This is a genomic window from Halobacillus litoralis, from assembly GCF_020171725.1.
GTDB lineage: Bacteria > Bacillota > Bacilli > Bacillales > Halobacillaceae > Halobacillus > Halobacillus litoralis_F.
In genome coordinates this window covers 81,707-98,241 of the sequence record NZ_JAIVAJ010000003.1, presented here as the reverse complement: position 1 = coordinate 98,241, position 16,535 = coordinate 81,707, and the positions used below count along the sequence as shown (strand labels likewise).

Genomic DNA, 16,535 nt, shown 5'->3' with positions numbered 1-16,535 from the left:
TCCCTCTATTATAGACTGCGATGACGCTTCAATGCGAATATATTTAACGTCGTGAAAAGAATCGAGAATCCGATTAAGATATAGATGTCAAACTGAATCCCGGCAAGCCCTTCCCCTCGAAGCATGATGCCTCTAAGCGCCTCTGCCCCGTAGGTAAGCGGCATGATCTTCCCGATTGCCTGAAGCCACGATGCCATTCCTTCTGTCGGAAACAACCCCGAGAAGAAAACCTGTGGAATGATGACAAGCGGAATGAATTGGATCAACTGAAATTCATTTTTGGCAAACGCTGATAGAAGCGTCCCGAGACTCAAAGCCGTCAAAGCCAGCAGGAACGTCACGACGATGACATAGAAGAAGTTCCCCGTCATATAAACCTGCAAAATATAAATGGAGAAGGCCGCAATAATGATCGACTGGATAATGGTGAATATCCCAAAGCCGCCAAGGTAGCCGAATACAAGCTCCCTGCGCTGGATCGGCGTTGCGAGGAGTCGCTCCAATGTCCCTTGCGTTCGCTCCCTCAGGAAGGAAACCCCTCCAACGATGAAAACGAAGAAGAAGACGAAGAATCCAATCAACACGGGACCAACGTAATCGAATAACCCATGCGAATCCGTGCCATGCCAGAACTCCACCTGCATCTCAGGTTGAGCCCCTGAAGAAAACGCGCTGCTGAGCACCTTTTGAACCTCACCACCAGTTGTTGGACTGCTGCCTTCTACAGTTAGAAGAGGCGCGCCCTCCTCCCACTGAAGCATGGCGTCAATATTCCCTTCCTCCAGTGACTTTTCTGCTTCCGAGAGCGAAAGATCCAACCACTCAGCTGAGTCATCGTCTAGCTGTTGTTCTACTTGATCCGGGACATCAACCAAGGCAACCTCAAGCGTTTGGTCGTCTGCATCCAGCACAAGCCACATTAGAGTCAGCACAAGCATCGGAGCCACAATCATCAGCGCCACACTTCTTTTATCCCGTTTGAACTGTTTCAGAATCCTCTTCATGACGGCCCATGTATTCATTGATTGCCACCTCCATAATGTAAAAAGACCTCTTCAATGCTTGCTACACCAATCGTCTCCTTCAACTGCGACGGGGTGTTCAAGGCAATGACTTCGCCTTCCCGAAGCAGCGCAAGACGATCGCATTTTTCCGCTTCATCCATGACGTGCGTCGTCACAACAATCGTAATCCCCTTTTCCTTCAAACGCTGAAGTTCATTCCAGATGGACTGCCTGAGCACCGGGTCAATTCCGACCGTCGGCTCATCCAAAATAATCAGTTCAGGTTCATGCATCAACGCTGCCGCAAGCGACAACCGCCTCTTCATCCCACCCGAGAACGTCTCAACCGGCTGATGCAGATGCCCAGAAAGATCCACCATCTCCATCACTTCTGAAATTCTCTTTTTTCGATACGTCTTAGACATTTTGTACAGCGACCCGAAAAAGTCGAGATTTTCATAGGCCGTCAATTCTTGATAAAGTGCATCCGATTGAGCCATAAATCCGTACTTCTTCATCTGCTCCAAAGACGGAATCTGCTCCCCGTTCATAAACACTTGACCCTCCGTCGGTACGAGCGTCCCCGTCATCATCTTGACGAGCGTCGTTTTGCCGGCACCAGAAGGCCCTAGCAAACCAAAGATCTCCCCTTTTTGAATATCGAACTCAATGTTATTGAGAATGTTCCGCTGGTTAAACTGCTGAGAAATGTCTTTTAATTGCAAAATCGCATCCATTTTCATCCCTCTTCCTTTTTATGTGAGTGATTACTCACTTTTTATTATACTCGGATTGAAGGGAAAGTAAAGTGAGTAATCACTCTTATTGTTCTGAGCAATTGACACAAAAGCTATAACCCGCCTCTTTAACCAACAAAAAAAAAAGACGAGCCGCAGCCCGCCTTTGTCTCATTTATCGATATTGTTTTCGGCGCACCCACATCGTAGCTGCCCATTTTTCGCCCTCTGTTACCGGCGAACCACCATGAAGCGTACGCTCATTGATCGCAGAATCAGAATAGAAGTATTCAAAGTAAACCGCCATCCCCTTTTGAGGCGTGATGGATAGATTCATATGAGGGAAATACGTCTGGCCGCCCTCTTCGACGTCATTCAAATAGACAACGAGCGTACTGATTCTCGGATTGGGTGTCGTGCCATTGTTCTTTGGTTTGAAGAAATCATAGTGGGCCTTATATTCCTGCCCGACCTTATAATTCAAAATATGAAGGCCTTCTCCATTTTCAACCGGCACATTCATAATCTGAGCAATGCGTTTTTCAATCTTCGCCGTCACATCGTCTCCATCAAGAAAAGCCCCGCTGCTCGTACGGATGTCGCTTACATCTTTTCTGGAGCCGATTTTCGACCGATTGATTTTATCTTGGGAAATGCGGATCAGCTCCTCACATTCCTCATCACTCACGACATTGCCGAGAAGGGCAATCACCGGGTCCTCCATACGCGCAATAATCGAGATCTCGCGGTCCTCTGTCACAATCTTATTTCCAGTGTAATCAAAGATTGAAGCTTCTTTCACCTGCGTATTCAACTGTTCATCTTCCTCTACTTTTTGATAAAACCTGTATACAAAAAATATCATAGCACCTTTACCTATTTATGTTTTATTTTTCATAAAAATTACATGTAATGTTCACAAATGAAAAATGCTTATGAAAAAAAGCTTGCTAAATCGGTTTTAAAAGCAATGAGATTTTGGGATCGGCTTATTGGGACAGAGGAATGCTGTTCCGCAGATCGACCTGTTCCATTTAAAGAGAAATGGGACTACGAGCCTCTCGATTGATGTGGTGCTTGTCCCATTAAAGCATTTATGGGACTGTGATCCGCTCAATTGGTGTTGTGCCTGTCCCATTAAAGCATTTATGGGACTGTGATCCGCTCAATTGTTGCTGTGCCTGTCCCATTAAAGCATTTATGGGACTATGAGCCTCTCGATTAGTGCAGCGCCTGTCCGATTAATAGAATTATGGGACTATGAGCCTCTAGACCAGTGTGATGCCTGTCCGATTAAAAGGATTATAAGACTATGACCCTCACAATCCTCCCATGCTAGTCCTAATCCAAAGCCTTCAGAAAACCAATAAAAAAACAGGCTCCCACAAGGAACCTGTTCATCGGTTATATATCTTCCACTACAATATTGGCGTTCGTATCCTTCAATCGCTGAATAAACGCTTCTCTATTTTTCGGTGAAACACTGATCACCTTATACGTTTTGTAGTAAATGGCTAGACGATTGTTCGATAAGGCTGGGGCTGTCACGGGGCTTTTTTCTTTGCTGATTTTCTTAATCTGCTTCGGATCGATCGACCATTTGAAAGGACCGAATGTAATCTTCAATTGCTTTTCGTGAACATAGTATCCTGTCCCGAACCAGATCCAAAGCAGCAGCGCCACCATCAAAGCTGAAATGATATACCCGAACAGGCTGTTGTATGTAATGATCTGATAGCCAAAGGGCTCGCCCCCGAAGATGTACACCAAGACGATAAACAAAATGAATCCTCCAAAAAGCACGGCCATCGGAATCCCTTTTTCGGATGGAAAATACACGGAATCCTTCTCTTCTTTCATAGCCTCTCCACCTTCGCCATTTACCTTATTTTAACATAAAAAGAGGTAGGGTTGTCAGAACCCTACCTCTTTTCTCATACTTACAAAAGGTTGAATGAAACGCTAACCCCCACTTATGATCGTTACCCTTTACGCACCAGCTTCGCGACCGACTCGACGTGATACGTCTGTGGAAACATATCCACCGGCTGAATGCCTTCTACTTCATACCCATTCTTCGTCAGGTACGCCATATCCCGCGCCTGCGTTTCAGGGTTACAGGATACGTAGACGACTTTCTCAGGCTTCAGCTTCACGACGCTCGATAGAAACGCTTCGTCACTGCCGCTTCTCGGTGGATCCATGATGACCACATCCGCCTTTTCACCGCGTGCGGCCATATCGACCATGAACTCCCCCGCATCTCCTTGGTAGAAGCGAGCGTTGTTCACGCCGTTGCGCTTGGCGTTTCGGATCGCGTCTTTCACTGCATCTTTGTTGACCTCGACGCCGATCACTTTACCAGCCTTCTTACTTGCGACGAGCCCGATGGTACCAATGCCGCAGTAGGCATCGATGACGGTTTCTTTTCCTGTAAGCTCGGCCATTTCGATTGCTTTGCCATAAAGCTTCTCGGTCTGGACCGGGTTGATTTGATAGAACGACTTGGCCGAGATTTCGAACTCGAGTCCGCACAGCGTGTCGGTAATCGTCCCTTTTCCGAACAAGACTTTTTCCTGATTCCCGAGAACAACGCTTGTATCGCGCTTGTTCACGTTAAGAAGCATCGTTGTAATCTCAGGATGGGCTTTTCTCATCGCTTTGACAAAATTGTTCTTGCCTTTGAATTCCGAAGAAGCTGCGACAAGCACGACCATGATTTCACCGCTTAACTTGCCAACCTTGATCAAGACGTGTCTCAGGAAGCCATGTCCTGTGTCTTCGTTATAAGGCTGCATTTTCGACTTTCTCATGTATTCTTTAATGGAATTCGCAATGTCATCGGCTTTCGGGTCGTGAATCAGGCACTGATCCATGTCGATGATGTCATGCGTATTCTGCTCATACAGTCCTCCAACCACTTGACGCTTGTGATTGAGACCGAACGTCGTGTGGCTCTTATTCCGGTAATCATAAGGATGATCCATCGTTAAAATAGGATCCGGTATTCCGAATGGCTTCATCAACTGCACCATTGCATCTTGTTTAAAGGTGGACTGAGCGGGATTGCTCATATGCTGCAATTGACAGCCGCCGCACTCGTAATAGTAAGGACACGGTGCTTCGACGCGGTCTTCTGAAGCCTCAATTACGCGCTTTAATTCAGCTTGCACGAACTTCCCTTTCTGAGAGACAAGCACTTCCGCTTTTTCTCCTGGTAAAAGGTGAGGAACTTCAATGTCCTGCCCTTTCCATTTCGCAACACCCTTCCCTTCTGGCGTCAGAGCGGAGCACGTCACTTCAGCAGTCATCGCTTTCGGTTGACGTCTTGGAGGACCACCCTTTTTTCCTTTAGGTGCTCCTTTCGGCGGTTTGCTGTGTGGTTTAGAATGGTTTCGTTTCGTCTTACGTTTACTCATAGGCACTTCCCCGTCTTTTCTGATTTGCCCTCATTATAAACCACCCGGGGGCAAGGGTAAAATGAGTGCGTAAAGCCTGAATATTGGCATAACAATAAGGCTACAAATTTCCGAGCGCCTGTGACTCCTCATCTTCCTCCGCACGTTTCCTTTTCACCCGATACCTCATCGTCATTTCAAAGCCTGTGATACAGAGGGCTAACCAAACACAGCCTAGAAAGAAACCGGTGACAAGGTCCGAGAAGTAATGCACACCTAAGTAAACACGGCTCATACTGATCCCAACGATGATAAAAGTCAATAGAAGATGAATGGCCGCTTTCCATTTGCGCCCGAGCTTTGATGCTCCTATTACATACATCATGAACCCATAGAAAACGACTGCGCCCGATGTATGCCCACTGGGGAAGCTCGACGTACTGCCATGATAGTCCCCCATAAACTCTGGACGGTCTCTTGAAGTCGACATTTTTGCTAGTTTCGTGATCAGGCTGACCCCTGCCATACCTAAGGCAAAATACAGCCCCAGCCACTTGCTATGAGAAGATAAGAACAGGAAATAGAGGAGGATGAGAACAGATGCCGTAGCCAATACCACTACAGAGCCGAGTTTACTGATCGATTGAAAAAACCATTCCTGTCCTTCCCCGGATGTAGCACGGACGAAATCAAATACCCGCTGATCCATCATCAGCTTTTCTTGAGACAGGATACGCCACGTTAATTGAATGGAGTAGATCGTACCAGCCGCGACGAGGAAAAACATGAACAAAAGCAAGGCCTTTGTCCCCGTACCCAAATCGGAAAACCGTTTTTCAGAAAAATACATACCGCTTCTCCTTTCCCACAATCTCTATGAAATGCTGCTTACAAGCAGACCAAACGACCTCGCCCTAGTTGGACGAGGAGGTCATCTTCAACTGATCTTGTTTGTTCTTGAATCGTCTCTTTCTCCAAAGCATCACTTCAAGCGCTGCAATACAAACAAGCAGCCAAGACAGACCGATGGCAATCCCAGCCATAATGTCCGTAATGAAGTGAACCCCGATGAATACTCGGCTCAACGCAACCAGTAACGCCCACACTGCAAGGAATGAATTAATAGCCCACTTCCACCCTTTGCTCAGTCGACTGACCACGACCAAATAAATCATAAATCCATAGAACGTCACAGCTCCCGTTGAATGACCACTCGGAAAGCTGTATCCTGTTCCGTCGAATTCTTCGATAACAGAAGGACGCTGCCTTTCGAAAAGAAGCTTCAATCCCTTTGTCAGCCCACTGATTCCAAGCATATTGATGGCTAAAAACAACACCACCCAATTGCTCTTATCGGAAAGGAAGAACAAGTATGCCGCAACTAATACCGTAGCAATCGTCAGCCACATGACGGACCCTGTTTCGGTTATATATCCCATCGTATTCGTGAGTCCGGGCGTGTTGAAGGAAGCGATGAATTGATTGACGGTTTCATCGATTTGGAACTTCTCGTTTTCCCAAACCTCTTCTGCCAAGGATAGGAATAGATAAAAGGCCACAAAAACAGTAGCAAAGCCACTCAAGATGAGGGCAATGGACATTTTTGAGGGATTCTTAATATGGGTGCCTTGAAAAAGCATCCAGATACCTCCTTGTAAACTTTTGTATTATGTAACAATATCCCCTCCGATTCTGTGGCTGAAACATGATGAGCCTCCTGCTCACATAACACTCATGCAAAAAATAAAGAGCAGCACCGAATTGAAAACGGGAGCTGCTCTTGATCAAATCAATATACCTCTGTTGTTTTTCTAAGTTCAACAATCTGTTTGGTCTCATTTGCCTCCAAAGCAGATAGAATAACCTGCAGAGATTTCAATCCTTCCTCGCCTGAAATCAATGGCGTTTGATCATTCAGAACGGACTCCACAAAATGATCAATTGTATGAGTGGTCACTGGCGCCTTGTCATCATTCGTTTGGATTTTATCCAACTTATGATGGACACGATCACCATTCCGATACTCTACCTTTAAAGAATAATCGGGGTCATTTTCCAATTGCAGCGTTCCTTTTTCACAATAGATTACCGTAGAATTGTCATTTGTGCTGTAAGACCAACTGGCAGTCAATGTTCCAACGACCCCTGAATCCATCTTAAGTATGCATACAGCGTTATCATCAACCGTTGTATTCGATTTCGCTGCCGTTTCGACAAAGGCGCCCACTTCTGATACCTCACCTATCAAATACCTGATTAGATCGGCTTTATGTACACCCAGATCTCCCATCGCTCCTACAAAGGCTGCTTCTTTATTGAAGAACCAACTACTACTTCCATCTATACTCCAGTTCTCAGGACCGCCATGACCAAAAGTCGTTCGGAAGCTGTACACTTTACCAAGTTCGCCTGAGTCGAGGAGCTGTTTCGCTTTCTGATGAGAAGATACGAATCGCTGGTTGTGGGCAATCATTAATTTCTTCTCGTTTCTTTCGGCCGCTTGATTCATCGCTTCAGCCTCTTCAATCGAGATTGCCATCGGCTTTTCACAAAGAACGTGCTTCTTGGCATCGAGTGACTCGATGGTTACAGAAGCGTGAAGGTAGTTCGGTAAACACACACTGACAGCATCAACCTCAGCTAAGTTAATCGCATCCATGTAATTTGTAAAAGGCAGAGCCCCATATACTTCAGCCATCTCTTTCGCTCGTTCCTCTACAACATCACAAACTGCTACTATATTCACCTGACTATTGGAGTGGTATTCTGGAAGGTGTCTCTTTCTGGCAATGCTTCCACACCCAATAACGGCTACGTTTAGTTTTTTCATCAATCATTCATCCTCTCGTTTTTTGTAAAGATTCTTCAAGCAATGGTGATGGCGCGCAAGTGCTGCCTAAACGAACTCTCTCACCCTGGTCAGATGATTCATAGAAGGCTTTCATAGCATCGAGCACATGAAAGGCAAGTTGCCCGTTCGCTCTAAAAGGAGTACCTTCCTGAATGGAGGTAACCATATCGAGAACTCCTATGCCCCGGCTGTTCTCCACATACGAATACCGGATATCCACTTCGGTCCAGTCCACTTCCCCTTTTCTCTGTAAAAAGATCGGACCACCGAAGTGATTGGGATCAGGAACACGCAACGTCCCTTCCGTTCCATAAATCACGATTGATGGTGGGTGAGGAGCCGCAATATCAAAGCTCATCATCATAACTCCCTCCACACCACTCTTGAACGTCAAGTTCCCCGAAAAATGAGTGGGGGTCTCCACTTTTATGACCTCACCTTTTCTTTCACCTGATTGAATGACCCGTTCTGGATAATGTGTTGAAGCTGAGGCAGAGATCGCTTCAATCGGTCCAAGCATTTGAATAAGCGCTGTCAGATAGTATGGGCCCATATCCATCAGTGGTCCCGCACCTTCCTGATAAAAAAAGTCCGGGTTAGGGTGCCATTGTTCTGGACCTGAACTCATCATGAATGCTGTCGCAGCTACGGGGTCTCCAATCGCACCACTTTGAACAAGGTCTTGGCATGTTTGAAGCCCTCCGCCCAAGAACGTATCAGGAGCTGATCCAGCCATTCTCCCTTTTTCATTAGCTTTTTCTAAGATGCGGAGCCCGTCTTCCTTAGTCACCGCTAAAGGCTTTTCACTATAAACATGCTTGTCGTTTTCCAATGCTCTTATGGAAAGATCAGCATGAACCTTCGGTGGAGTCAGATTGATGACAAGCTCGATCTCGGGATGTTCCAACAATTCAGGAACAGATAATGCATTTGGAATCTGATACCTCTCTGCTTTTTCTAAAGCCAGCTCTTCTTTTAAATCGGCGCAGGCAAAAACATCTACTTTATCAAATTCACTTAAGTTCTGGAAATAGATATCGCTGATATTCCCGCAGCCCACTACTCCCACTTTTATCGTTTCCATCATTACTCCCCCTCTCTATTTCATCGTTCGCGTTTATTCTTTTACCGCACCGCCACCTAGTCCTTTGACCACTTTTTCTTGTGAGAACAAATAGACGACAAGAATCGGCAGACTTGCAAGCGTAAGCGCGGCCATTAAACCAGGTACGTTTACTGAAAACTCACCTTTGAAGTCCTGCAGTCCAAGCGGGAGTGTCATATTCGTTGGACTTGAAATAAGTACGAGAGCAAAGATGAATTCGTTGAACAAATGGATAAAGTTATAAATCAAAACGGTCATGAGTGCTGGAGTCAGCATAGGAAGAATCACTCTCCAGAAGATCCCAAAGTGTGTGCAGCCATCCATTTTTGCTGCCTCCTCCAAAGCCTTGGGGATGTCTTTCATGAATTGAGTAAGGATGAAGATTGAAATCGGAAGACTGAACGCAATATATGGTCCCAGTAAAGCGATTAGCGTATCATAGAGACCGATATTCTCTGTCAGTTTGAAAATTGGAATTAAAGTAGCGTGAATAGGCAGCATCATTCCTGAAATGAATAGTAGAAATACCACCCTGTTCAACTTGAAATTCATTCGACTCAGTGGATAACTCGCTAGAGCCCCGACGAACATGACGATGAATACAGCAAGAACTGTCACTAAGATACTGTTGAAGAAGTAGCGGGTAAGCCCCATCTCAAAAACCGAGAAGAAGTTTTCCAAATTGAAGGATGAAAACAAGGCAAAAGGTTTTTCGAAGAAGTCACTTTGACTCTTCAAAGCAGTCGACACCATATAAAGAAAAGGATAGCCCGTAAAGATCAGCAGTAAAATAGCAACCACATATAAGAAGGTCTTTTTAATCAGATTGTTCATGATAAGGCTCCTTTCTTTTTACGGTAATAATCCATCGTCTGGATAATAATAGTGACAATCAATGCGATAAAGAACATCAGGAAAGCGATGGCACTCGCATACCCCATGTTGAAGTTGACAAATGCCTGCTTGAACATGTAGGTTCCCATAATCTCCGTGTTATGGTTCGGGCCGCCACCCGTCATGATGTAGAAAATATCAAATGCTTTTAATGAACCAACGATGGCTAAGATTGATGAGCTTACGATTGTCGGCATCAGCATAGGGAGTGTGATGTGAACAAACTTCGTAATGGTGTTGGCACCATCAATTTCTGCTGCTTCATATAATTCTTCTGGAACCCCGACGATAGCGGCTTTAAATAGAATCATATAAAAAGGAGCGAACTGCCATACGATGACTAATAAAACAGCAAAGATCGCTGTGTTTCCTTCACTTAACCATGCTACATTTTCAAATCCAAAGACATTGATAAACTGGTTCACAACTCCATTGATCGGGTCATACATCAGCACCCACAACAGACCGATCGCTACAGTCGACATCAGGAACGGGAAGAAGTAGACGCTGTTCATAAGTCTAATTCCTCTGATTGGAGCGAACAGCATGAGTGCCATAATAAGTCCGAGTGGAATTTGTACAAATACAGAGGTCAGCACTACCCACGTATTATTGGTTAACGCTGTCCAAAATACCGCATCATTAAATAACTGAACATAATTCTGCAACCCCACGAACGTCATTTCACTCATTCCGTCCCATTCATACAGGCTGTAATTGAATGTGGAATAAATCGGGTACAAGACATACACCGCATAAACGATGAATGCAGGAGCAATGAAAGCAAGTATGGTGAGATTCTTCTTCCAATTATTATGACTCTTTGAAACCGACCGGGACTGACTGCGGGAACGAGCAACTTTTATATGAGTCTCCACATGCATCCTCCTTAGTGATTCAGAAGAGAGGGAGACCCTCTCTTCTTACTGTTATTCCAATAGTTCCTGAGCTTTTGCTTCCATCTTCTCGGCCGCTTCTTCAGGTGTCATTTCTAAACTGAAGATCGCTTGTGTCGTGTCTTTGTGAAGTTCAGCAAGCTCTGGTGGAAGGGTCTGATCGTAAGGCATCTGCATATGTGTAGCGTTCTCGGTAATTTCATAGAAGCGTTTTGTAAATTCATCAGATGGCTCAACACCTTTGATACCGTTCAGAGATCCTGTTCGATCAGAATAATCTTTCGCTGTCTCTTCACTTGTCAATTCTTTTAGAAGCTCTGCCGCTAACTCTGGGTGTTCGGTATCTTTAGAAACGGACCAAACCGGACCAGTTGCTGCTCCAACCTCTGTCTGCTCTCCCTCGCCACCTTCGATAGTCGGGAATAAGAAGAAATCTAATTTCTCTTCGAATTCGGGAGCTTCAGACCGAACATTATTCAGAAACGAGATTGTCATATCCATCATGGCTGCCTGCCCGGAATAAAGGAGTTGACGCCCTCTTCCTTCGTCATATGGAATGCCATTGAAGCCCTCGTTAAAGGCATCTTTTTTCACCATTTCCTGTATGTACTCTCCTGCCTGTACATACGCTTCATCGTCAAAACCTTTGCCCTCTCTGTTGAAAGCGCTGTCAAAAAGGGATGGACCTGCTAAACGACTTGTGAAATTCATTAAGTAATACGCACCTGGCCATTTCGTTTTGTTCGCAAGGGCAATCGGGGTTACGTCATTCTCGTTAAGGGTGTCGATGATCGTCAGCCACTCTTCATAAGTTTGCGGTTCTTCGAGATCATATTGCTCAAAGATTTCCTTATTATAAAAAACGACATCGATAGAAAGACCAAGAGGTAAGCCATAAACCTTTTCATCAAACGTACCATTGTCTAAAGCCAATTCATTAAAGTGGGATGGATCTATATCATCCGTGATGTCCAGAACCTTATCTTGGTCGACGAATTGCTTCAGCCATCCGCCTCCCCAACTATGAAACACATCGGGCGGGTTTCCCCCGGACATTGCGACTGATAATTTTTGTTTATAGGAGTCATTTGGAATACGGAGCATTTTCACATTGACATCGGGGTGTTTTTCTTCAAATCTTGCCACAGCGTCTTCATATACAGCCTCTTTTTCACCGGGGTCAATATGCCAGAATTCAATTTCCTTCTGGTCCTCACCTGAACTCACAGATGTCCCCCCACAAGCCGCCAAAAATAGTATAGAACTGAACAGAATAAAACTAATAAGCTTTTTCATATTCACTTTCTCCTCTCGTATTTAGGTAGCTACTGTATCTTTTCTTTTCAAATACTCAAAGCTCTGTTGAATGCTTTCAAAAGGTGTTTTCCTCGATTGATCCTGCTCTACAATCCACCACTCCACCGCATTCTGTTCACCAAGGGACAAGACTTGATCCAGTTGAACACCGCCAGTTCCTAACTCAGCAAAGAATTTCTCTTCATCCGTCGTCATGTCTTTCAAGTGGACTAGAGGCGTACGACCACGATATTGATTCAACCACTCTTCAGGACTTTCACCCGCTTTCGTCAGCCAGTAGATGTCGAACTCTGCTTTTACCCAATCTGGATTGGTTTCCTGCAGGAGGATCTCAAGAGGCTTTCTGCCATCTATAAGATCAGTCAGCTCAAAGTCGTGGTTATGGTAAGATAATGAAATCCCCTCTTCCTGACACTTGCGTCCCGCATGATTCAAGACGTCAACGAGTTTATAGTACTCTTCCTTTGACCTTCTTTCGACAGGTAAGAACGGGCATACGATGTGCTTGCTCCCTAAAATCTGTTGATCATGAATCACTTGATCAAGCTCATTTTCAATAGAGTCGAGAGGAATGTGGCTGGAAGCAGCTTTTAATCCCAAGGAGTCAATTGTTTCTCTTAATTGTTGAGCGTCCATCCCGCCATAACCAGCGAATTCAACACCCTCAAATCCTATCTCTGAAACTCTTTGTAACGTGCCTTTAAAATCTTCCTTACTCTCATTTCTTAATGTGAACATTTGAACGGCAACTGGTGCTTTAAACATATATGGTCTCCTTTCAAAATTGAAATGTAATCGATTACAAATATTCATAAAAAAATAATTCCTACGTTAAAACTCACCTCCTCAATGACTTTGTAATCGATTACATTTTTACACAAAATACGATTAAGTGCGGATTAACTTCTCTTTCAACCTCGCACCACATGAATCGCGAATGATCAGTTCATCCGGCAAAATATGTTCTGTCTGTTCAACAGGTTCTCCATTAAATTTCTTCATCAGCAATTCCATAGCTTTCTCACCCATTCCAAATTTCGGCTGAGCGATTGTTGTAAGTGGAGGATCAAAAACAGATGAAAACCTGATGTTATCAAACCCAACAACAGCTAAATCTTCTGGTACATTCACACCTCTGCTTTTAGCAGCATTAATGGCTCCCATGGCCATCTCATCACTTGCTGCAAAGAGCGCCGTTGGGGGGAATTTCTGATCCAGAAGGTTCATCATCTGCTCATATCCGGATTCAAATGTGAACTCTCCTTCGCGAATGAGTTGGGTATCATAGTCGATACCGTTCTCTTTCATCGCTTCCCTGTACCCCTTAAACCTGTACCTGGAAATCATTGAGTCAAGCTGACCAGTTATATGAGCAATTCTTCTATGCCCTAATCGAATAAGGTGTTCAGTAGCCTTCTTACTACTGCTCACATTATCTATGGATACAACAGGTATTTTCGTTTCATCGAGATGGGCTGTAGCAAGCACAATCGGATACTTTTCACTAATATCCTGCAGGATCTCTTCATCAAGCCGAGGCGACAACATAATCATGCCATCCACCTGTCTCTGCTTCATGTGCTCTATGGAGCCATATTCTCGGTCGATTTGATTGTTTGAATTACGTAGTAAGACTCTATAGCCATTCTTGGAAGCTTCCTCTTCTATACCTCCAACAATCTCAGCAAACACTGTATTGATGATGTTCGGTACGACTACTAGAATGGTGTTGGTTTGACTACGCCTGAAATGTCTTGCAAGCATGTTGGGTTGATAATTCAACTCCTCAATCGCTTCAAGTACCTTTTGCTTTGTAGTCTCTGTGACGGTTTCTGGATTTCTCAGCACTCTGGAGACGGTAGCTGTTGATACTCCCGCAAGTGCTGCAACGTCGCTCATTTTTGTCATAATTCATCTCATCCTGTTCTCTGCATTTCAATGTAATCGATTACAAACAGTGTAAATGATATTTTTCTGAATTTCAAGACAATTTAAATTTTAAATTTCAGTTTCTTGTAAAAAACCCTCTCTCAGTACCGTTTTTGTCGTATATAAAAAAACAGGCCCCATTCAAATGAGAACCTGCTTTTCTATTCAAGAGTTTTCATATTCCTTGATCATTATCACCTATTCACTCTCATCATCCTCTGCAGCAGCAGATAACCTCCAGCCACAACTACAAAGACGACCCACAATCCAACAAACCCGTCCGTAAACCCGATTCGTTCAACCGCGAAGCCGAACAACGGGAAACTACTCATGATCAGAAAGCTCTCCATCAATCCAATCAACGAAAAGAACGTCGATCGAACCGAGCTCTCCAAACGATTCTGCACGAATGAGCTGAAAATCGGTTCAAACAGGCTCAATAGCTGTGCCAGGAATAAGAACGATAGAATGATTGCCCAGTCCGTCGCAAAAATGAACAACAGGAAAAACACAAAGAATAATCCCAGTCCATAATAGAGGATGTTGAAGAAAGCAAAGCGCTTCTCAACTTTATAAGCCACTTTCGCCATGACTACTCCAAGCAGCCCTTCTACCGTAAATACCGCTCCGACCACAATAGACGAGTAGCCGAGTTGAATAAAGTACTCCTGTCCATAGAAAACGATGATGACCATCACCGCCCCTGCCAGAATAAACAAGATGACAGGCGTATGAATAACCGGATTCTTCTTCCAAACAGCAAGCCCCGATTTGAATTGATGGACCCACTGATGATACCAGCGACCACCGATGTCCGCTGTCTTTTCCCGTTCAGGTTCTTTCAAAAAGAATAGAGGAACAAGAGCCAGGACATGAGTGAAAATGGTCGATCCGTACACAAGCTCCCAGCTCACCTCTGCCATGAATCCTCCTAGGAACTTAGCCAGACTGAGCGATAACAAGGCGAGTGCCGTCATACTTCCAATGACCTTCGTGTACTCCTTCTCGCGGCCTTCCTTTTTCAACGTATCGTACGCAAAGGCTTGTTCTGCGCCGGAATGGAACGTCACCATCAATCCCATTGATAGAAAGGCAAGCGTAAACATTGAAAACGTACCGCTGATCAGCATGAACAGCCCGTATAGAAGGCTGAACACATTTCCGATGACAAGACTTACTTTTCTACCGTACAAGTCTGCAATCATTCCTGTCGGTACTTCAAACAGGACAATCGCCAGGTGAAGAAGCGCCTCGATCAGCCCGATTTCACCAAACGTCATTCCTTTGTCGCCAAGGTAAATGACCCATAGCGCCCGGTCAAAAAATAACTGGGCGAGAAAGATATAAAGATATAGCATATAGATGTTGCGTTTTGTCTTAAACATGAAAAAATTCGTCCTCTCTTATACGGAGCAAAGGCGTAAGCGCCCTCCTAGCAGTGGAAGTTCGACTAAGTACGCAACGTCCTGTTGCAACGTCGAACTGACCTGCATCCGCAGGCCCAAGCAAAACGCCCGTAGGAAGGCGGACTTTCCTTTCGCAGGGTGGATTGCTTATGTCGCGAGGAGCTGGGCGCTGGAGCCGGACGTCACTGATCCGGCATGCGTTATCCATATAGCTCAAATTTTAGTTTCCTAGAATAAAAAAAGCCACAGGAGATCATTCCCCTGTGGCCATACTCATTCTAGTTCAGGAAATCATACTTCGGTTCACATTTATGAAATTTCAGCTAAAAAAGGACAGACTTGTCCCAAGGACAGCTGAAATTCCAAAAATAGACATCATGAATAAGAGATGCTGAGTCTCGATTTTGATGCCTAATGTGAACGTATGCATGACCTTCCCTCCTTTACGTATAAGATCTTTTCACATCATACCATACTTTGCAGGTGCCTACTCAATTGATTCCCTTCCCAGCTACCGTCTCCAATGTATGAATCCGCTGAACATCCTCTAAAATCGGCTTCGCCTGAGCAATTAGATTCCGCGTGGTTTCCAGACTCAAGGAACTTTGGTGTGCTTCCGCATCTTTCCATACTTCAAATACGCAAATCGCATCCGGTTCCTCATCAGTTTGGTTCACAATATACAATTCACAACCTTCTACTTCGTTCATGAAAGATGCAACGTTTGTCATGATTTCCGCTAGCTGAGTTCGTTTCCCTTCAGCTGCCACTAATTTGCCGTAAAGACCATATTTCATGATCACCACTCCTCGTTATACAATTTATAGCAATGCCTACTTCCTCTGAAAATGTCTCTTTGATTGATTCAAGGAAGAGGAGTGCCTTTCCTCCTTCTTCAAATCAAAATAATAATTTAGTCAGGAGGATGACCTTACATATACAGACTTTATGGCAAGGACAGGGCAATACACGTTATAACAAATCTCACCTACAATAAA

Annotated in this window: 16 protein-coding genes; all 16 read right to left on the bottom strand. The window is 44.6% G+C overall.

Features of this window, described 5'->3' with window-relative positions:
- Nucleotides 1-8 precede the first annotated feature (8 nt).
- Nucleotides 9-1,022, bottom strand: coding sequence for an ABC transporter permease (locus tag LCM20_RS07905; protein WP_225194896.1), 1,014 nt, complete (start codon nucleotides 1,020-1,022; stop codon nucleotides 9-11).
- A complete protein-coding gene (locus tag LCM20_RS07900) occupies nucleotides 1,019-1,741 on the bottom strand; it encodes an ABC transporter ATP-binding protein (RefSeq protein ID WP_225194895.1) in 723 nt (240 codons plus the stop codon). Before LCM20_RS07900 ends, LCM20_RS07905 begins: the two co-directional genes overlap by 4 nt.
- A 175-nt stretch (nucleotides 1,742-1,916) precedes the next feature.
- Nucleotides 1,917-2,606 (bottom strand): 2OG-Fe(II) oxygenase, encoded by a 690-nt coding sequence (locus LCM20_RS07895; protein ID WP_225194894.1) that lies wholly within the window; start codon nucleotides 2,604-2,606, stop codon nucleotides 1,917-1,919.
- Nucleotides 2,607-3,145: 539 nt separating this feature from the next.
- A complete protein-coding gene (locus LCM20_RS07890; protein WP_225194893.1) occupies nucleotides 3,146-3,601 on the bottom strand; it encodes a PH domain-containing protein in 456 nt (151 codons plus the stop codon).
- A gap of 122 nt (nucleotides 3,602-3,723) precedes the next feature.
- The gene (gene rlmD, locus LCM20_RS07885; protein ID WP_225194892.1) at nucleotides 3,724-5,160 is read right to left on the bottom strand and encodes a 23S rRNA (uracil(1939)-C(5))-methyltransferase RlmD; all 1,437 of its coding nucleotides are present in this window, start codon (nucleotides 5,158-5,160) and stop codon (nucleotides 3,724-3,726) included.
- 100 nt (nucleotides 5,161-5,260) lie between these two features.
- Nucleotides 5,261-5,989, bottom strand: a complete 729-nt coding sequence (locus tag LCM20_RS07880) for a phosphatase PAP2 family protein (protein ID WP_225194891.1) — start codon at nucleotides 5,987-5,989, stop codon at nucleotides 5,261-5,263.
- A 64-nt stretch (nucleotides 5,990-6,053) separates the two neighbouring features.
- The gene (locus LCM20_RS07875; RefSeq protein WP_225194890.1) at nucleotides 6,054-6,779 is read right to left on the bottom strand and encodes a phosphatase PAP2 family protein; all 726 of its coding nucleotides are present in this window, start codon (nucleotides 6,777-6,779) and stop codon (nucleotides 6,054-6,056) included.
- Between the two features lie 149 nt (nucleotides 6,780-6,928).
- Nucleotides 6,929-7,969 (bottom strand): Gfo/Idh/MocA family protein, encoded by a 1,041-nt coding sequence (locus tag LCM20_RS07870; protein ID WP_225194889.1) that lies wholly within the window; start codon nucleotides 7,967-7,969, stop codon nucleotides 6,929-6,931.
- 7 nt (nucleotides 7,970-7,976) lie between these two features.
- Nucleotides 7,977-9,074 carry a Gfo/Idh/MocA family protein gene (locus LCM20_RS07865; RefSeq protein WP_225194888.1) on the bottom strand — a complete coding sequence of 366 codons (1,098 nt, stop codon included), beginning with the start codon at nucleotides 9,072-9,074 and terminating at the stop codon, nucleotides 7,977-7,979.
- 33 nt (nucleotides 9,075-9,107) lie between these two features.
- Complete coding sequence (locus LCM20_RS07860) at nucleotides 9,108-9,929, bottom strand: carbohydrate ABC transporter permease (protein WP_225194887.1); 822 nt, start codon at nucleotides 9,927-9,929, stop codon at nucleotides 9,108-9,110.
- Nucleotides 9,926-10,867, bottom strand: coding sequence for a carbohydrate ABC transporter permease (locus LCM20_RS07855; RefSeq protein WP_412097989.1), 942 nt, complete (start codon nucleotides 10,865-10,867; stop codon nucleotides 9,926-9,928). Before LCM20_RS07855 ends, LCM20_RS07860 begins: the two co-directional genes overlap by 4 nt.
- A 51-nt stretch (nucleotides 10,868-10,918) precedes the next feature.
- Nucleotides 10,919-12,181, bottom strand: coding sequence for an ABC transporter substrate-binding protein (locus LCM20_RS07850; protein WP_225194885.1), 1,263 nt, complete (start codon nucleotides 12,179-12,181; stop codon nucleotides 10,919-10,921).
- 21 nt (nucleotides 12,182-12,202) lie between these two features.
- A complete protein-coding gene (locus LCM20_RS07845; protein WP_225194884.1) occupies nucleotides 12,203-12,967 on the bottom strand; it encodes a sugar phosphate isomerase/epimerase family protein in 765 nt (254 codons plus the stop codon).
- Nucleotides 12,968-13,090: 123 nt separating this feature from the next.
- Nucleotides 13,091-14,110: a LacI family DNA-binding transcriptional regulator gene (locus LCM20_RS07840; RefSeq protein ID WP_225194883.1), complete on the bottom strand. Its 1,020-nt coding sequence runs from the start codon at nucleotides 14,108-14,110 to the stop codon at nucleotides 13,091-13,093.
- A gap of 215 nt (nucleotides 14,111-14,325) precedes the next feature.
- The gene (locus LCM20_RS07835; RefSeq protein WP_225194882.1) at nucleotides 14,326-15,516 is read right to left on the bottom strand and encodes an MFS transporter; all 1,191 of its coding nucleotides are present in this window, start codon (nucleotides 15,514-15,516) and stop codon (nucleotides 14,326-14,328) included.
- Nucleotides 15,517-16,028: 512 nt separating this feature from the next.
- On the bottom strand, nucleotides 16,029-16,334 hold the full coding sequence (locus LCM20_RS07830; RefSeq protein WP_225194881.1) for a putative quinol monooxygenase: 306 nt from the start codon (nucleotides 16,332-16,334) through the stop codon (nucleotides 16,029-16,031).
- Between the last annotated feature and the right edge of the window lie 201 nt (nucleotides 16,335-16,535).

Coding starts and splice junctions, on each gene's coding strand:
- LCM20_RS07905 (WP_225194896.1), bottom strand. CDS start 1,022: ATGAATACATGGGCCGTCATGAAGAGGATTCTGAAACAGTTCAAACGG.
- LCM20_RS07900 (WP_225194895.1), bottom strand. CDS start 1,741: ATGGATGCGATTTTGCAATTAAAAGACATTTCTCAGCAGTTTAACCAG.
- LCM20_RS07895 (WP_225194894.1), bottom strand. CDS start 2,606: ATGATATTTTTTGTATACAGGTTTTATCAAAAAGTAGAGGAAGATGAA.
- LCM20_RS07890 (WP_225194893.1), bottom strand. CDS start 3,601: ATGAAAGAAGAGAAGGATTCCGTGTATTTTCCATCCGAAAAAGGGATT.
- rlmD (WP_225194892.1), bottom strand. CDS start 5,160: ATGAGTAAACGTAAGACGAAACGAAACCATTCTAAACCACACAGCAAA.
- LCM20_RS07880 (WP_225194891.1), bottom strand. CDS start 5,989: ATGTATTTTTCTGAAAAACGGTTTTCCGATTTGGGTACGGGGACAAAG.
- LCM20_RS07875 (WP_225194890.1), bottom strand. CDS start 6,779: ATGCTTTTTCAAGGCACCCATATTAAGAATCCCTCAAAAATGTCCATT.
- LCM20_RS07870 (WP_225194889.1), bottom strand. CDS start 7,969: ATGAAAAAACTAAACGTAGCCGTTATTGGGTGTGGAAGCATTGCCAGA.
- LCM20_RS07865 (WP_225194888.1), bottom strand. CDS start 9,074: ATGGAAACGATAAAAGTGGGAGTAGTGGGCTGCGGGAATATCAGCGAT.
- LCM20_RS07860 (WP_225194887.1), bottom strand. CDS start 9,929: ATGAACAATCTGATTAAAAAGACCTTCTTATATGTGGTTGCTATTTTA.
- LCM20_RS07850 (WP_225194885.1), bottom strand. CDS start 12,181: ATGAAAAAGCTTATTAGTTTTATTCTGTTCAGTTCTATACTATTTTTG.
- LCM20_RS07845 (WP_225194884.1), bottom strand. CDS start 12,967: ATGTTTAAAGCACCAGTTGCCGTTCAAATGTTCACATTAAGAAATGAG.
- LCM20_RS07840 (WP_225194883.1), bottom strand. CDS start 14,110: ATGACAAAAATGAGCGACGTTGCAGCACTTGCGGGAGTATCAACAGCT.
- LCM20_RS07835 (WP_225194882.1), bottom strand. CDS start 15,516: ATGTTTAAGACAAAACGCAACATCTATATGCTATATCTTTATATCTTT.
- LCM20_RS07830 (WP_225194881.1), bottom strand. CDS start 16,334: ATGAAATATGGTCTTTACGGCAAATTAGTGGCAGCTGAAGGGAAACGA.